Below are 16,155 nucleotides of genomic sequence, written 5' to 3'. Positions count from 1 at the left end.
GGAGCTCACAGCTCCTCCCCTCTGCGGCGCAGGATCCGCAGGTAGCCGAGCGTGACGGCGAGCAGGATCAGCAGCATGACGACGCCGATCGCCGAGCCGAGGCTGTACTGGCTGGACGCGAAGGCCTTCTGGTACGCGTACACGTTGAGGACGAGGTTCTGGCCCGCGATGCCGCCGCCGTTCGTCATGACGTAGATCTGGGTGAACACCTTGAAGTCCCAGATGACCGACTGGACGGTGACGACGAGGAGGATCGGCCGCAGCATCGGCGCGAGCACCGAGCGCCAGATCCGCCACTGCGAGGCCCCGTCGAGCGCCGCCGCCTCGACGACCTCCTCCGGGACCGCCCTGATGCCCGCGTACACGGTGACCATCACGAAGGGGAAGGAACACCACACCACTTCGAGAAGGACGAGCGCGAAGGCGCTGTAGCGGCCGTACGTCCACGAGAAGTCACCGAGCCCGAACACCCGGTTGACCGGGCCGAAGTCCGGGTCGAAGAGGAACAACCAGACCGTGGAGCCGGTGACGGCCGGGGTCGCCCAGGCGCCGAGCGCGGCCAGCATCAGGGCGAGCCGGGGCAGGGCACGTACGCGGGTGAGCAGGACGGCGAGGGCGCAGCCGACGGCGAGGGTGGAGACGACGCACGCGGCGGCGAACAGGACCGTGGCGAGCAGCACCTGCCAGAACTGCTCGTCGGCGAAGAGCGTCGCGTAGTTCCCGAACCCCTGGAACGTCGTCGGTTCGCCGCCGCTGACCTGGGCCTGGGTGTATTCGAGGAACGAGATCAGGCCGAGTTGCCAGACGGGGTAGACGAGGAGCCCGCCGAGGAGGAGCAGGGCGGGGGCGAGATAGAGCCAGGGGGTCCAGGAGCCGGTGCGGCGGGCGGTGGTGGTGGCCACGCGGTCAGCCCGCGGTACGGAAGGCGGTGTCCATCTTCTTCGCCGCGTCCCGCGAGGCGGTCGCCACGTCCTTACGTCCGCTGACGATCTCCTGGAACATGGTCGGCAGGACCAGCGAGGCGTCTATCCGGCCCCAGGCGGGCGAGGCGGGCACGAACTTGGCGCCGGCGCCGAGGGTCCTGATGAAGGGCGCGACGAAGGGCTCCTTCTTCGCGACGTTCTCGCGGACGTCCGTGTACGTGGGCAGGAAGCCCATCGCGTCGAAGAGTTCGCCCTGCGTCTTCTTCGAGGCGAGGCTCTTCATGAGGTCCACGGCGAGCGTGCGGTGCGAGGTGCTCCTGAGCACGCCGATGTTGTTGCCGCCCGCGAAGGCGGGGGCGATGTCGCCCTTGTCCGCGCCGGGCAGCGGCACGACGGCGTACTTGCCCTTGACCTTGCCGGCCTCCATGGCCTGGTGGCTGAAGTCGCCGCCGATGGCCATGCCGGCCTTGCCGGAGGCGAAGGCGGTGACGGTGTCGTTGCCGCCCATGCCCGCGCACTTGGCGGCGGGACAGTTGTCGCCGCCGAAGAGGGACGTGTAGGCCTCGATGCCCTTGCGCGCCGCCGGGCTGTCGATGGCCGACTCGTACGATCCGCCCTTCTTCTCGGCGAGTTCGCCGCCCCGGGACCAGATGAAGGGCATCGCGCCGTACGTGTACGCGCCGCCGACCGCGAGGCCGTACAGGTCCGGCTTCGCCTTGTGGATCTTCCGTGCCGTGGCGGCGAGTCCGGCCTGTGTCGTCGGGACGCCGAGCTTGAGGTCCTTGAAGACGTCGGTGCGGTAGTAGAGGGCGCGTACGCCGACGAAGTAGGGGGCGCCGTAGATCTTTCCGTCGACGGTCACGGACTCCTTGGCCGTCGGGTCGGTGTCCTTGGCCTCGGACCAGGCGCCGAACTCCCGGGTCACGTCGGCGAGGCCGCCGTCCTTGACGTATCCGGCGGTGTCGGTGTTGCCGTACTCGATGACGTCGGGGGCGCTCTTCGGGTCGTTGAAGGCGGCCTTGATCTTCTCGGCGCGGGTCTCGACGGGTATGTACTCGACCTTGACGTCGGCGCTTTTGTGGTCCTTCTCGAAGGCGGCGACGGCCGCGTCGACGACCTTCTGCTTCGGCTGGTTGTTGACCTCCTGGAAGAGCCAGACGCGCAGGGTCCCGCTCCTGTCGTCCCCGGCGGAACCGTTGTCCGAGGTCCCGGGGGCGCAGGCGGTGGCGAGGGCAAATGCGGCCAGGGGCAAGGCCATTCGGACGGGGAGCTTCATGGGGGCAGCCTCCGCAGAGTCGTTGCAACATGCGCAATGGTGGTTTTGCTGTGCACAACACTGAGGAGGCTAGGAGGTCCAGACCACTGAGCGCAACGGTCGCGCAGGCAGCACAAAGGCCCCCATGGCGCGACAGATGCGCACCTCGGGGGCCTTTCGCAGGAGCCTCAGGAACCTTCCGCGACGGCGCGAACCGCCGCTTCCGCCCTCTTGCTCGCTGCCGCTACTTCTTGTCCTTGCCGCCCTTGTCCTTGTCGCCGCCGGCGCCCATGGACTCGTAGATCTCCTTGCACATGGGACACACGGGGTACTTCTTCGGGTCCCGGCCCGGCACCCAGACCTTGCCGCAGAGCGCGACGACGGGCGTCCCCTCGAGGGCGCTCGCCATGATCTTGTCCTTCTGGACATAGTGGGCGTAGCGCTCGTGGTCGCCGTCACCGTGCGACGTCTGCGGCGTCGGCTCTACGAGGGTCCCCGTACCTGTCCCGCGCTCGGGCTCAAGAGTGCTCATAAAGGCCAAGGGTACTTAAGCGCCGGGAGAAGGGGCAGCGGCCTCGGGGTGAAGGGCCCGCACGCCCGATTTCCGTCGAGCACGGCACCGGCCGGCGGCCTCAGTTGAGCGACGGGTCGTCCGGGTACGTCGCCACCATCGCCAGGTCGCTGCGCTGGCGTCGCAGTACCGCGCGCCACAGGCCCTCGGGGTCCGTCGACGAGACGTCTCCCGGCTCCGACTCGACGACGTACCAGGCGCCGTCCGTCAGCTCGGACTCCAGCTGGCGCGGGCCCCAGCCCGCGTACCCCGCGAAGATCCGCAGGGATCCGAGGGCGGAGGCGAGCAGCTCGGGAGGGGCCTCCAGGTCGACCAGGCCGATCGCACCGTGGACGCGGCGCCAGCCGAGGGGCCCCTCGTCGCCGGGGATCACCGCGACGCCGAGCGCCGAGTCGAGCGAGACCGGGCCGCCCTGGAAGACGACGCCGGGATCGCCGGCGAGCTCGCCCCAGCCCTCCAGGATGTCCCCGACCCCGACCGGCGTGGGCCGGTTGAGGACGACGCCGAGCGAGCCCTCCTCGTCGTGGTCGAGGAGCAGCACGACCGCCCGGTCGAAGTTCGGGTCCGCGAGGGCGGGTGTGGCCACGAGCAGCCGCCCTGTGAGCGAGGACACCTCGGTCATGCCAGACATGATCCCGCATCTTGCCGCCGAGCGGGGAGTCAATGGCCCTTCCCGGGTGCGCCCAGCTCAGAGACGCCTCACGCGCCCCGGGCGTGCGCCGTGAACCGCCTCTGGAAGGTGACCCTCCGCGCCCATTCGGGAACATTTCGTGTTGTAGCGAAGTCATGACGTCCCCCCTGCGCACTTGGGCTTACGGAAGGGGGGTAGGCGGCCCTTACGCTTATGCCTTGGTCCGCCCAGCGGCCCGGCCCGAAAGGCCTCGCCCGACGGCTCCGCCCTGCGGTCCTGCCCATCTGTCCTGTCCATCTCATCGGAACGCGAGATTCATGACCGTCACCGACGATGTACTGCTTGTCCACGGCGGAACCCCGCTGGAGGGCGAGATCCGTGTCCGCGGCGCGAAGAACCTCGTGCCCAAGGCCATGGTCGCCGCGCTGCTCGGCAGCGAGCCGAGCCGACTGCGCAACGTCCCGGACATCCGTGACGTCCGGGTCGTACGCGGCCTCCTCCAGCTGCACGGCGTGACGGTCCGCCCGGGTGAGGAACCCGGCGAGCTGATCATGGACCCGTCGCACGTGGAGAGCGCCAACGTCGCCGACATCGACGCGCACGCCGGTTCCTCGCGCATTCCGATCCTGCTGTGCGGGCCGCTCCTGCACCGGCTCGGCCATGCGTTCATCCCGGGTCTCGGCGGCTGCGACATCGGCGGCCGGCCGATCGACTTCCACTTCGAGGTGCTGCGCCAGTTCGGCGCGACCATCGAGAAGCGGGCGGACGGCCAGTACCTGGAGGCCCCGCAGCGGCTGCGCGGCACGAAGATCCGGCTGCCGTACCCGTCGGTCGGCGCGACCGAGCAGGTCCTCCTGACGGCCGTGCTGGCCGAGGGCGTGACCGAGCTCTCGAACGCGGCCGTGGAGCCCGAGATCGAGGACCTCATCTGCGTGCTGCAGAAGATGGGCGCGATCATCGCCATGGACACCGACCGGACCATCCGGGTCACGGGTGTCGACAAGCTCGGCGGCTACACGCACCGCGCCCTCTCGGACCGTCTGGAGGCCGCGTCGTGGGCGTCGGCCGCGCTGGCGACCGAGGGCAACATCTACGTCCGCGGCGCCCAGCAGCGCTCGATGATGACGTTCCTGAACACCTACCGCAAGGTCGGCGGCGCCTTCGAGATCGACGACGAGGGCATCCGCTTCTGGCACCCTGGCGGTTCGCTGAAGTCGATCGCCCTGGAGACGGACGTCCACCCCGGCTTCCAGACCGACTGGCAGCAGCCGCTCGTCGTGGCCCTGACGCAGGCCTCGGGCCTGTCCATCGTCCACGAGACGGTCTACGAGTCCCGGCTGGGCTTCACGTCCGCGCTGAACCAGATGGGCGCGCACATCCAGCTCTACCGCGAGTGCCTGGGCGGCTCGGACTGCCGCTTCGGCCAGCGCAACTTCCTGCACTCCGCGGTCGTGTCGGGCCCGACGAAGCTCCAGGGCGCCGATCTGGTCATCCCCGACCTGCGCGGCGGCTTCTCGTACCTGATCGCCGCCCTGGCCGCTCAGGGCACGAGCCGTGTCCACGGCATCGACCTGATCAACCGCGGCTACGAGAACTTCATGGAGAAGCTGGTGGAACTCGGCGCGAAGGTCGAGCTCCCGGGCAAGGCGCTGGGCTAGCCACGAGCCGGCTGTCCGCCCGGGGGCATCCCCCCGGGCGGACCCAGCACGACGCGGAAGCGGACCCAGCACAACGCAGAAGGGGCGGCCACCCGAACCGGGTGGCCGCCCCTTCTGCTGCCTGGCTTACTTGCCCTTGGCGGCTTCCTTGAGCTTGGAGCCCGCGGACACCTTCACGCTGAAACCGGCCGGGATGTTGATCGGCTCGCCGGTCTGCGGGTTGCGGGCGGTGCGAGCGGCACGGTGCGTGCGCTCGAAGGTCAGGAAGCCGGGGATGGTGACCTTCTCGTCGCCCTTGGCGACGATCTCGCCGACCGTCTCGGCGAACGCGGCCAGCACGGCGTCGGCGTCCTTGCGGGTCACCTCGGCGCGGTCGGCCAGCGCGGCCACCAGCTCACTGCGGTTCATGTTTGTACTCCCGTGTTCTTCTTGCCGTTGAGGCGTGCCACGCGGCGGAGCCGCATGTTGGGCACAGCGAAGCCGATGCTGCCAGGGTCTTCGGTCAGGCCCCGGACCCGGGTCCGTCTTCAGACCCTCGCGCCCGAAGACGCATCCTGCCCCCACCAGCGGCGGGAAAGCCAATCCGGCGCCCTCGGGGGTCACCGAAATGCGTCGCCGTCCCGGACTGGGGCGGGGTCGGGGCCGTGCTTCCCGGCCACCCTAGAGGGCAGCCAGGGGCCCCGCATTCCGCGACGCGCCGGGCCTCAGGAGGCCGTGGCGCCTGTCACAGCGGCGCCGGCGGCCTTCGCGGCGTTACGCACCGCTCCGGCGACGGCGCCCGCGACCTTGTCGTTGAAGACGCTCGGAATGATGTAGTTCGGGTTGAGCTCGTCCTCGCTCACCACGTCCGCCAGAGCGGCCGCGGCGGCCAGCATCATCTCCGCGTTGACCGTACGCGACTGGGCGTCGAGGAGGCCACGGAAGACGCCCGGGAACACGAGGACGTTGTTGATCTGGTTCGGGAAGTCCGAGCGGCCCGTGGCCACAACTGCCGCCGTCTGACGGGCGATTGCGGGGTCGACCTCGGGGTCGGGGTTCGCGAGCGCGAACACGATCGCACCCTCGGCCATGGCCGCCACGTCGTCCCCGTCGAGCACGTTCGGAGCGGAGACTCCGATGAACACGTCGGCGCCGCGCACGGCCTCCTTGAGCGTGCCCGTGAGGCCCTCGGGGTTGGTGTTGTCGGCGATCCAGCGCAGCGGCGAATCGCTCTTCGCGTCGACGAGGTCTGCGCGGTCCGCGTGCACGACACCGTGGATGTCGGCGACGACCGCGTTCTTGACGCCGGCCGCGATCAGGAGCTTGAGGATCGCCGTGCCGGCCGCGCCCGCGCCGGACATGACGACGCGGATGTCGCCGATGGCCTTACCCGCGACACGCAGGGCGTTCGTCAGGGCGGCGAGGACGACGATGGCCGTGCCGTGCTGGTCGTCGTGGAAGACCGGGATGTCGAGGGCCTCGCGCAGGCGGGCCTCGATCTCGAAGCAGCGCGGCGCGGAGATGTCCTCGAGGTTGATGCCCGCGAAGCCGGGGGCGATGGCCTTGACGATCTCGACGATCGCGTCGGTGTCCTGGGTGTCCAGGCAGATCGGCCAGGCATCGATGTCGGCGAAGCGCTTGAAGAGGGCCGCCTTGCCCTCCATGACCGGCATGGCGGCCATCGGGCCGATGTTGCCGAGGCCGAGCACGGCGGAGCCGTCCGTCACGACCGCAACGGTGTTCCGCTTGATCGTCAGACGCCGGGCGTCCTCGGGGTTCTCGGCGATCGCCATGCACACGCGGGCCACACCCGGCGTGTAGACCATGGACAGGTCGTCACGGTTGCGGATGGGATGCTTCGACTGCATCTCGATCTTGCCGCCGAGGTGCATCAGGAACGTACGGTCGGAGACCTTGCCGAGGATGACGCCCTCGATGCCGCTCAGGCCCTCGACGATCTCGTCGGCGTGCGAGGTGGAGCTCGCGGCGATCGTGACGTCGATCCGGAGTTTCTCGTGGCCGGACGCCGTCACGTCGAGACCGGTCACCGAGCCTCCGTGGGACTCCACGGCCGTCGTGAGTTGGGATACCGCTGTTCCGCTGGCGGGCACCTCAAGGCGGACCGTCATCGAGTAGGAGACGCTGGGCGCCGTTGCCATGGCCGACTTCCTCTGCTTTCACCGTGTGGCTGCTGCTGTTTTTCCGTCCGATCGTCGCACCTACCGCCGAGTACGTGGTAGCCGCCCCGGATTGCGAACGTTTTGTTCGCCGCCCGGACAGCATCCCGGCCGCGCACTTTCGGAAAGTTATTTCCACCATACGAGAAGTGGCAGGAAACAGAAAGAGGTCCACGCCACCAGGTGACGTGGACCTCTCACTTACGTTCATGACACCGACCCGCCATGCTCGCCTCGCGGCAAGTGGTCGCTCGTAGCGACGAAGGTTGGGCCCGGGGGCTTGGATCGAGTCGGTGCCACGTCCAAGGTAACAAAGGATCCCCGTAAGGCAATTCCCATCCCTCGAACTCATTCACGCAGCAGGTCCGGCACCCCGTCCGCGTCGGGTTCGTCGCGGCTGCCCGAAACGACCGTGAGCTGCTGCGTGGCACGGGTCAGCGCCACGTAGAGGACACGCAGGCCCGCCGGGGACTCGTCGGCGATCTCCGCGGGCGAGACGACGACCGTCGCGTCGTACTCCAGGCCCTTGGCCTCCAGGCTGCCGAGTGCGACGACGCGGTCGCCGAGGCCGGACAGCCAGCGCGCCGCCTCGTCCCGCCGGTTCATCGCCACGACGACGCCGACCGTGCCGTCGACCTGGTCGAGCAGGCGCGCCGCCTCCTCGCGGACGGTGTGCCCGAGGCCGTCCCGTACGACCGCGAACCGCGGGCGCACGCCCGTCGAGCGGACCGCCGAGGGGGACTCGGAGCCCGGCATGGCGAGCGCGAGGACCTTGGCGGCGAGCTCGGCGATCTCGGCCGGGTTGCGGTAGTTCACGGTGAGCGTGAAGCGGCGGCGCGGGCGGGAGCCGAGGGCCTCGTCGCGGGCCTCGGCCGCCTCGTCCGGGTCCGACCAGGACGACTGGGCGGGGTCGCCGACCACCGTCCAGGTCGCGTGCCGGCCGCGGCGGCCGACCATCCGCCACTGCATGGGCGTGAGGTCCTGCGCCTCGTCGACGATGACGTGCGCGTACTCCGTGCGCTCCTGGGCCAGGCGCTCGGCGCGCTCGCGCTGCGTCTCCTCGCGCGAGGGCATCAGCTCCTCCAGACCGGTGAGCTGGTCCAGAGGGTCGTACTCGCGCTTCTTCTTCGGGCGTACGGGGGTGCCGAGTACCGCGTTCAGCTCGTCGAGGAGCGCCACGTCGTGCACCGACAGGGCGTCGCGGCGCAGCGAGCGGGCGACCTTGCGGACCTCGCCGGGGTTGAGGATCCGGCGGGCCCAGCGGCCGAGGCGGCGCTCGTCGCCCATCGCGGCGAGGACGCCGCGCGGGGTGAGCTCGGGCCACCACGCGTCGAGGAAGCGGAGGAAGTCGTCCTCGGAGGTGATGTCGTCGTCGAACGAGGAGCGCAGCTCCGCGGCGAGTTCCGGGTCGCTGTGGCGGGTGCCCGCGCCGGACTGCGACCACAGGGCGTCCAGGAGGAGTTTGCGTGCGCGCGGGCGCAGGAGGTTGACGGGGGCGGTGCCGCTCAGCGCGTTCTGGCGGATCCTCGCCAGGTCGGCGGCCTCCAGTTCGAGGCGGCGGCCGAAGGCGACGACGCGCAGGCGCGTGGGCTGCTCGGCGGGGGCCTGTGCCTCGTCCCCGTCGGGGTCGTCGTCGCCGAAGGCCAGCTGGCCCTGCCTCGGCTGCGGCGCCGCCACGGTCCCCATTTCCAGGGCTCCGCGCGCGGCCTTGCGCAGGACGCGCAGCATCCGCGAGGAGCCCTTGACGCGGGCCACCGCCGGGGAGTCGTAGACCGTGGCCTCCGCGCCGGAGGCGTCGTCGGCCAGTGAGCCGACCGCGCGGATCGCGACCTGGCCCTCCTCGCCGAGCGAGGGCAGCACGCCCTCGGTGTAGGCGACGAGGAGCGGGGTCGGGGAGACGATCAGGATGCCGCCCGCGTACCGGCGGCGGTCCTGGTAGAGCAGATACGCGGCGCGGTGCAGGGCGACGGCGGTCTTGCCGGTGCCGGGGCCGCCCTCCACGTACGTCACCGAGGCGGCGGGCGCCCGGATCACCAGGTCCTGCTCGGCCTGGATGGACGCCACGATGTCGCGCATGGTGTGGCTGCGGGCCTGGCCGAGGGCGGCCATCAGGGCGCCGTCGCCGATGACGGGCAGCTGCTCGCCGTCGAGGTACGCGGTCAGCTCCGGGCGCATCAGGTCGTCCTCGACGCCGAGCACCTTGCGGCCCTTGGAGCGGATGACCCGGCGGCGTACGACCCGTCCCGGATCGACCGGGGTCGAGCGGTAGAAGGGCGCCGCGGCCGGCGCGCGCCAGTCGATGACCAGGGGCGAGTAGTCGGCGTCCAGGACACCGATCCGGCCGATGTGGAGCGTCTCGGCGATGTCGGCGGTCCGCTTCCCGTCCGCGTCCTCGCTGACGGTCCCCTCCGCGGGCTCCACGGCCGTGTAGGCGCCGTCGGGGCCCTTCTTGCCGTCCTTGCCGAGCAGCAGGTCGATCCGGCCGAAGAGGAAGTCCTCGAACTCGTTGTTGAGACGGTTCAGGTGGACTCCGGCGCGGAACACCTGGGCGTCGCGCTCGGCGAGGGCGCCGGGCGTGCCGACCTGCCCCCGCTGGGCCGCGTCGTTCATCAGGAACTCGGCCTCGTGGATCTTTTCCTCGAGCCGGCGGTACACCTGGTCGAGGTGTTCCTGTTCGACACCGATCTCGCGATCCCGTACGGAATCGCGGTCCTGGTCGAGCGCGGTCTGCTGATGAGCCTGAGCGGCCACCGGGCCCCCTTCTGACGTGCTGGGCAGCCGTCAAAGGTACGCGAAGGGAGGCCCGGGAGGCTACGCATCCTGCTGCCGGGGCTACGCGTCGACCTCCACGAGGCGTTTGCCGTCGAGGGTCTCGACCTCGAAGTGGTCGATGGCGTTGCGCTCGAACGCGGCGCCCCCGTGCACGTACAAGGGGTACTTCGACGCCACGTGCTTGCTGTCGGGAATGCCGTAGCCCCACCTCGGGACGGACCAGGTGGTGACCGTCTCGCGCTGGCCGTTCTTCCCGACCGCGATCAGGGAGCACTTCAGCGGGCCCGTGACGTTCTTCAGCTCCAGGACGGTGTGGGTGCCCCAGGCCTTCTTCTCCATGCCGATGGTGGCGGTCACCTTCGTGACCGGGTCGGTCGCCTTGACCTTCTCGTCCATGTGGTTGAAGAAGGCGTCCTGGGCGGGGCTGGTGGGGTGGGCCCCCTCGGCGACCTGGTCCGTCCCGCCGTCGTTCACGGCGAGCACGGTCAGCGGGCCGCCGATGATCAGCGCGGCGGCGGCCGCCACCAGGTACATCCCGCGCCGGCGCTTGCGTGCGCGCTTCTGCGCCACCTCGTCGAAGAGCCGGCCGGCGAGCCGGTCGCTCGGGCGGGCGCCGAGCTGCGCACCGAGGTGTGCTCTGCGGGGGGTGCCCTGCGGTTCGGGGATGTCCGCGAGCGCGGCGAGCATCGGCTCCATGCCGGCGAACTCCTCCAGCTGGCGCGCGCACAGCTCGCAGCCCGCCAGATGCGCTTCGAAGGCGCTCGCCTCGGCGTCGTCGAGGACGCCGAGCACGTAGGCGCCGACCGTCTCGTGAACGTCACCGGACCCATGCGGTCCGTAGTCGTCGTACGAGGCACTCATGCCGTCACCCCCCGCTCCTCCAGCGCCAGCTTCATGGAACGCAGCGCGTAGAACACCCGTGAGCGCACCGTTCCGCTGGGAATACCGAGTGTCTCGGCCGCCTCGTTGACCGTACGCCCCTTGAAGTACGTCTCCACCAGCACCTCGCGGTGGGCGGGCGTCAGGTCCTCGAGCGCGTCCGAAAGGGTCATCAGCCACAGCGCCTTGTCGATCTCGTCCTCCGCGGGGATGACCTCCAGCGGCGACGGATCGACCTCCTGCGGCCGGGCCTGCCGGCTGCGGTGGCCGTCGATGACGATGCGCCGGGCGACCGTCACCAGCCAGGGGCGTACCGAACCGGTCGCTCGGTTGAGCTGACCGGCGTTCTTCCAGGCACGGATGAGCGTTTCCTGCACGACATCTTCGGCGCGCTGCCGGTCTCCCGCCACCAGCCTGAGCACATAGGCCAGAAGTGGACCCGCGTGCTCACGGTAGAGCGCGCGCATCAGCTCCTCGTCGGGCTCAGGAGGCTGCGGCGCGCGATGTCGTGCCCTCGGCGGGCGTTCATCGGCCACGGCGGAATCCTTGCGCACGCCTACCTCCGCTGTCCCCTGGTTGAGCGTTCCGGCTCTGTCGCCGCTCGGCTGGACGCACCCCAGTACGTAAGAGGCCCGCGATGTGTTCAATCGTTCTGCCGGGACATGCCAAAAGGGGTTTCGAGGAGGCCTTCGGGTGATCTTCAGGCCCGGGCGAGTGCCGCCCTGCGCCGGTGTCGCGCCACCCGCTCCCGGTTGCCGCACACCTCGCTGGAGCACCAGCGGCGGCGCCGCCCCCGGGACGTGTCGAGATAGATGATCGGGCAGCTGTCGCCCTCGCAGCGGCGCAGGCAGGAGCGGGCGACCGGGTCCGTGAGGAGCTCCACGGCGTCACGGGCGACGGCGGCGAGCAGCTCGCCGCAGCCGGGGTCGGCGTGCAGAGCCCGGGCGAGGGTGCCGTCGGCGCCGCGGGTCGCGCGGGGTGCGGGCGGCGCCGCGCGGGCGAGGGCGTTGACCCGCTCCAGGGCGGCGGACGCGGGCCTGCCGTCGAGTTCGCCGCGCACCAACTGGCCGATATGGCCGCGCAGTTCGAGCATCGCGGCGAGCCAGGAGGCGTCGGCGTCCCGGAGCGGCGTGTCCGCGGGCACGAGCCCCGAGCCGACCAGCCAGGCCCGCAACCGCCCCACCGAGTCGAGCCGTTCGTCGGGGTGCGCCGTGGCCAGGAGATCCAGCGAACTGCGTCCGGAGTCGAAGCGCAGCTCGTACGAGGACGAGGACGATGGCGATGCCATGCCCCTACAGTGCCCGCCTGCACGCACCGCCGGAACCCCTGGTACCGGCCCCCTCACGAAGGGTTCACGGACGGGCCGGCCCGGGACACCGAGCGCCATGTGCGCAGCACGGGCCGCCCTGCCGCCGCGGGCCCGCCGGCGGACCTCGACGAGCACAGCGTTCACCGCACGCCGAGCCGACTCAGTCCGTCCCGTACTTGGAGTCCGCCGCCGGGTCCAGGGCCAGGCGATAGCCGCGCTTGACCACCGTCTGGATCAGCTTGGGGGTGCCGAGGGCCGTACGGAGTCTGGCCATCGCCGTCTCCACCGCGTGTTCGTCGCTGCCCGCGCCGGGCAGCGCGCGCAGGAGTTCGGCGCGGGGGACCACCCAGCCGGGGCGGCGCGAGAGGGAACGCAGGAGCGACATCCCGGCGGGCGGTACGGGGTGCAGGTCGCCGTCGACCAGGACGGCCTGGCCGCGGATCTCCACGCGGTGGCCCGCGATCGGCAACGCACGTGCCCTGCCCGGGAGTTCGGCGCACAGGAGCTGGACGAGCGGTCCGAGGCGGAAGCGCTCGGGCTGCACCGTGTCCACGCCGTGGGCCTGGAGCGGCAGCGCGGTGACGGGGCCGACACACGCGGGCAGGACGTCGTGGCGCAGGGCGTCGAGCACCTCCGGCAGCTGTCCCCGCAGTTCGGCCCGGGAGAGCAGGGACACGGCGGCGGGCGCGCTGGTGAACGTGAGCGCGTCGACGCCCCGGCTGAGCGTCGCGTCGAGCAGCCGGTCGAGGGGCCCTATGTCCTCCGGCGGCATCCAGCGGTACACCGGCACCCCCACGACGTCGGCGCCCGCCTCGCGCAGCGCCTCGACGAACCCGGGCAGCGGCTCGCCGTGCAGCTGGACGGCGACCCGGCGGCCGTCGACGCCCTCGTCGAGGAGCCGTTCGAGGACCTCGGCCATCGACTCGGACGACGGGGACCACTCCTCGGTGAGTCCGGCGGCCCTGATGGCGCCCTTGACCTTGGGCCCGCGGGCGAGCAGCTCCACGCCGCGCAGCCGGGCGACGAGCGCCTCGCCCAGGCCCCAGCCGTCGGCGGCCTCGACCCAGCCGCGGAACCCGATGGCGGTGGTCGCGACGACGACGTCGGGCGCGTGGTCGACGATGTCCTTGGTCGCCGCGAGGAGCTCGCTGTCGTCGGCGAGCGGGACGATGCGCAGCGCGGGCGCGTGCAGGACGGCCGCGCCGCGCCGCTGGAGCAGCGCGCCGAGCTCGTCGGCGCGGCGCGCGGCGGTCACGCCCACGGTGAAGCCCGCGAGGGGGCCGTGCTGCCCCGCAGGGGGGCCCTGCTGTGCGTCGTACATGTGGCTCTCGTCCCGCTCGGGTGGTTCTGCCGGGGTCGACCGAGCCTGTCAAGATCCCGTGACGGGCTCGGTTCCCCATGATGTCAGCGGTGTTACGTCACACCTCGGCGTAGCCGAGGCGGGGCTCCGTCTCCGCGGCCTCGACGGGAGCCTCCGCCGCGGCCGGGCGGCGAAGGTATACGGCCCAGGTCAGGGCGAAGCACACCGCGTAGAAGACGAGGAACCCGACGAAGGCGCCCGTGCCGGTGCCCGCGGTCTGGAAGGACTGGCGGAAGGCGAGGTTGATACCGAGCCCGCCGAGCGCGCCCACCGCGCCGATCAGTCCCATCGACGCCCCGGACAGGCGCCGCCCGTACGCCGCGGCCTCCTCCCCCGCAAGCCCTCGGGCCGCCGCCTTGGCCTGGAAGATGCCGGGGATCATCTTGTACGTCGACCCGTTGCCGAGGCCGGTGAGCACGAACAGGGCGATGAACGCCGTGGTGAACAGCGGCAGCGACTTCTGCGTCGACGCGAGGACGACCACGGCGGTGGCGGCGGCCATGGCGACGAAGTTCCACAGCGTGATGCGGGCGCCGCCGAACCGGTCGGCGAGCCGGCCGCCCACAGGCCGGATCAGGGAGCCGAGCAGCGGGCCGATGAACGTGATCGACGCGGCCTGGAGCGGCGTCCTGCCGAACTGCGTCTGCAGGACGAGCCCGAACGCGAAGCTGTAGCCGATGAACGACCCGAACGTCCCGATGTAGAGGACCGACATGATCCACGTGTGCGGGTCACGCACGGCCTCCTTGGCCGCGCCGGTGTCGTTCTTCACGGTCGCGAGGTTGTCCATGAACAGCGCGGCGCAGATCGCCGACACCGCGATGAGGGGGAGGTAGATCCCGAGCAGTACGCGCGGCCCGCCGTTCGCGCCGATCACGGCGAGCCCGGCGAGTTGCACGACGGGGACGCCGATGTTGCCGCCGCCCGCGTTCAGGCCGAGCGCCCAGCCCTTCTTCCGCAGCGGGAAGAAGGAGTTGATGTTCGTCATCGACGAGGCGAAGTTGCCGCCGCCGACCCCGGTGAGCAGCGCGCACACCATGAACGTCGTGTACGAGGTCCCCGGCTCCATCACGGCGAACGCGGCGGCCGTCGGGATGAGGAGCAGGCTCGCCGCGATGACCGTCCAGTTACGGCCGCCGAAGCGGGCGACGGCGAAGGTGTAGGGCACGCGGGCGACCGCCCCGACCAGTGTGGCCATCGAGACCAGGAAGAACTTGCCGGCCGGGTCGATGCCGTACTCGGGCCCCATGAACAGGACCATCACGGACCACAGGGTCCAGATCGAGAACCCGATGTGCTCGGACAGGATGGAGAACGCGAGATTGCGCCGCGCGACCTGCTCGCCGCCCTCGCGCGACCAGAACGTCTCGTCCTCCGGATCCCACCTCTGGATCCAACTCCGGGCTGCCATCACACGCCTCCAGGGTCACGGTTCTCGGCTGATGACCTCGAACGTAGGGAGGCGGGATTACCGCACTGTGCCGCACCGTGACCGCCGGGGAACGTTGCTCTCACCGGGCGCGGGGTCCGGCGGTGAGCTTCGCTCCACGGCGTGGGTCAGGTCGTGGGTGCGGGTCAGGCCGTGGGCATGGGTCAGGCCGTGGGCATGGGTCAGGCCGTGGGCATGGGTCAGGTCGTGGTGCCCGCCCACTTGAGGCTGGCCGAGCCGCCCTTGTCCCACTTCAGCGTGACCACGTCGTCGGCCTGCGTCAGGTTCGCGCCGAAGACCTCGTCGCCGGTGTCCTTGCCCATGCACTTGACGGCGATCCGGAACGCCCCGCCGCTGCGGTTCTCGCCGATGCCGGTGCAGATGCCCTTACCGCCCGCGTCGATGTAGGACACGCTGTACTTGCCCTTGGCCGTGCCGGTCGCGACCTTGTCGCCGACCGTGAGGGTCCTGGCCTGCTCGTCCTGCCACTGCCCCTGATAGCCGATGGACCCCGCGGGCCGCTCCTGTGCCGTCCCCGTGGCATCCGTGGGCTCCTCCACGGGGTCCTCGGTGGCGGGATCGCCGGTCGTGGGGTCCTCGGAGGGAACGTCCGACCCGCTCTCGTCGGCGCTGGGCTCCGCGGACACGGATTCCTTCGCCTTCAGCGGCTTGTCGTCGCCACTGCCGCTGTTCGTGGCGAGGAAGATCCCGCCGCCGATCACGACGAGCGCCGCGACCACGGACCCGACGATGACAGCCGTCCGGCGCTTGCCACCGCCGCCCTGCGGGGGTGGTGGCGGATAGGCACCCCCGCCGTAGGGCGGCTGCCCGCCGTACGAGGGCTGCCCGTAAGGCTGTTGGCCCTGCGGGGGATGACCGTAGGGAGGCTGAGCGCCGTATCCGGACTGGTCGCCGTAGCCGGGCCGGTCCCCGTAAGCGGGCTGGTCCCCATAGCCGGGCCGGCCCTGAGGGGCCGGTGCCGGTGGCGGGGTCTGCGGCATCTGCGGCGGAGCCGGTGGCGGGGTCGGCGCGCCGGCGTACGGGTTGTCCTGCCCGCCGCCGGACGGCGCCTGCGGCGGCCCGTACGCCGGGTGGTGCCCGGATCCGTCCTGCGGCGGCTGGCCGGGAGGCTGTGTCATCGGTCCGGGTTCCCCTCGTGGTCCTGCGGTCACTGGTCGCTCACGCCCCAACCTCCCCCACCCCCACCGGCCG

Annotated in this window: 14 protein-coding genes; 1 reads left to right on the top strand and 13 read right to left on the bottom strand. The window is 71.0% G+C overall.

Annotated features, from left to right (window positions below; translation table 11 throughout):
• Positions 1 to 5: 5 nt before the first annotated feature.
• The 4 genes from ACZ67T_RS24655 to ACZ67T_RS24640 all read right to left on the bottom strand — a co-directional run bounded on the left by ACZ67T_RS24655 (position 6) and on the right by ACZ67T_RS24640 (position 3,371).
• Positions 6 to 902 (bottom strand): carbohydrate ABC transporter permease, encoded by an 897-nt coding sequence (locus ACZ67T_RS24655; protein WP_469986911.1) that lies wholly within the window; start codon positions 900 to 902, stop codon positions 6 to 8.
• Positions 903 to 906: 4 nt separating this feature from the next.
• Positions 907 to 2,199: an extracellular solute-binding protein gene (locus ACZ67T_RS24650; RefSeq protein WP_469986909.1), complete on the bottom strand. Its 1,293-nt coding sequence runs from the start codon at positions 2,197 to 2,199 to the stop codon at positions 907 to 909.
• A gap of 223 nt (positions 2,200 to 2,422) precedes the next feature.
• On the bottom strand, positions 2,423 to 2,710 hold the full coding sequence (locus ACZ67T_RS24645) for a DUF3039 domain-containing protein (RefSeq protein WP_100593929.1): 288 nt from the start codon (positions 2,708 to 2,710) through the stop codon (positions 2,423 to 2,425).
• Between the two features lie 100 nt (positions 2,711 to 2,810).
• Positions 2,811 to 3,371: a YqgE/AlgH family protein gene (locus ACZ67T_RS24640; RefSeq protein ID WP_199841783.1), complete on the bottom strand. Its 561-nt coding sequence runs from the start codon at positions 3,369 to 3,371 to the stop codon at positions 2,811 to 2,813.
• 326 nt (positions 3,372 to 3,697) lie between these two features.
• Here ACZ67T_RS24640 and murA point away from each other — a divergent pair, with 326 nt between their 5' ends.
• A complete protein-coding gene (gene murA / locus ACZ67T_RS24635) occupies positions 3,698 to 5,038 on the top strand; it encodes a UDP-N-acetylglucosamine 1-carboxyvinyltransferase (protein ID WP_100593927.1) in 1,341 nt (446 codons plus the stop codon).
• 126 nt (positions 5,039 to 5,164) lie between these two features.
• Here the strand turns inward: murA and ACZ67T_RS24630 are convergent, their stop codons facing one another.
• From ACZ67T_RS24630 to ACZ67T_RS24590, 9 genes are all read right to left on the bottom strand, one after another.
• Positions 5,165 to 5,446, bottom strand: a complete 282-nt coding sequence (locus tag ACZ67T_RS24630) for an HU family DNA-binding protein (RefSeq protein ID WP_030680681.1) — start codon at positions 5,444 to 5,446, stop codon at positions 5,165 to 5,167.
• A gap of 296 nt (positions 5,447 to 5,742) precedes the next feature.
• Positions 5,743 to 7,176 (bottom strand): NAD-dependent malic enzyme, encoded by a 1,434-nt coding sequence (locus ACZ67T_RS24625; protein WP_469986907.1) that lies wholly within the window; start codon positions 7,174 to 7,176, stop codon positions 5,743 to 5,745.
• 366 nt (positions 7,177 to 7,542) lie between these two features.
• Positions 7,543 to 9,945, bottom strand: a complete 2,403-nt coding sequence (locus tag ACZ67T_RS24620) for a HelD family protein (protein ID WP_469986905.1) — start codon at positions 9,943 to 9,945, stop codon at positions 7,543 to 7,545.
• 81 nt (positions 9,946 to 10,026) lie between these two features.
• Positions 10,027 to 10,827 carry an anti-sigma factor family protein gene (locus tag ACZ67T_RS24615; RefSeq protein WP_469986903.1) on the bottom strand — a complete coding sequence of 267 codons (801 nt, stop codon included), beginning with the start codon at positions 10,825 to 10,827 and terminating at the stop codon, positions 10,027 to 10,029.
• Positions 10,824 to 11,399 (bottom strand): sigma-70 family RNA polymerase sigma factor, encoded by a 576-nt coding sequence (locus tag ACZ67T_RS24610; protein WP_100593923.1) that lies wholly within the window; start codon positions 11,397 to 11,399, stop codon positions 10,824 to 10,826. The genes ACZ67T_RS24615 and ACZ67T_RS24610 overlap by 4 nt, the downstream gene beginning before the upstream one ends.
• Positions 11,400 to 11,545: 146 nt before the next feature.
• Positions 11,546 to 12,133 (bottom strand): CGNR zinc finger domain-containing protein, encoded by a 588-nt coding sequence (locus ACZ67T_RS24605; protein WP_469986901.1) that lies wholly within the window; start codon positions 12,131 to 12,133, stop codon positions 11,546 to 11,548.
• Between the two features lie 181 nt (positions 12,134 to 12,314).
• Positions 12,315 to 13,475 carry a uroporphyrinogen-III synthase gene (locus ACZ67T_RS24600; RefSeq protein ID WP_469986899.1) on the bottom strand — a complete coding sequence of 387 codons (1,161 nt, stop codon included), beginning with the start codon at positions 13,473 to 13,475 and terminating at the stop codon, positions 12,315 to 12,317.
• A gap of 97 nt (positions 13,476 to 13,572) precedes the next feature.
• Positions 13,573 to 14,925: a nitrate/nitrite transporter gene (locus ACZ67T_RS24595; protein WP_469986897.1), complete on the bottom strand. Its 1,353-nt coding sequence runs from the start codon at positions 14,923 to 14,925 to the stop codon at positions 13,573 to 13,575.
• 218 nt (positions 14,926 to 15,143) lie between these two features.
• Entirely contained in the window at positions 15,144 to 16,082 is a 939-nt protein-coding gene (locus ACZ67T_RS24590; protein WP_469986896.1) for a hypothetical protein, read from the bottom strand.
• Between the last annotated feature and the right edge of the window lie 73 nt (positions 16,083 to 16,155).

The organism is Streptomyces sp. NPDC107517, assembly GCF_055582645.1.
Note: the sequence above shows the minus strand (reverse complement) of the source record. Positions and strands in the feature narration are given on the sequence as shown.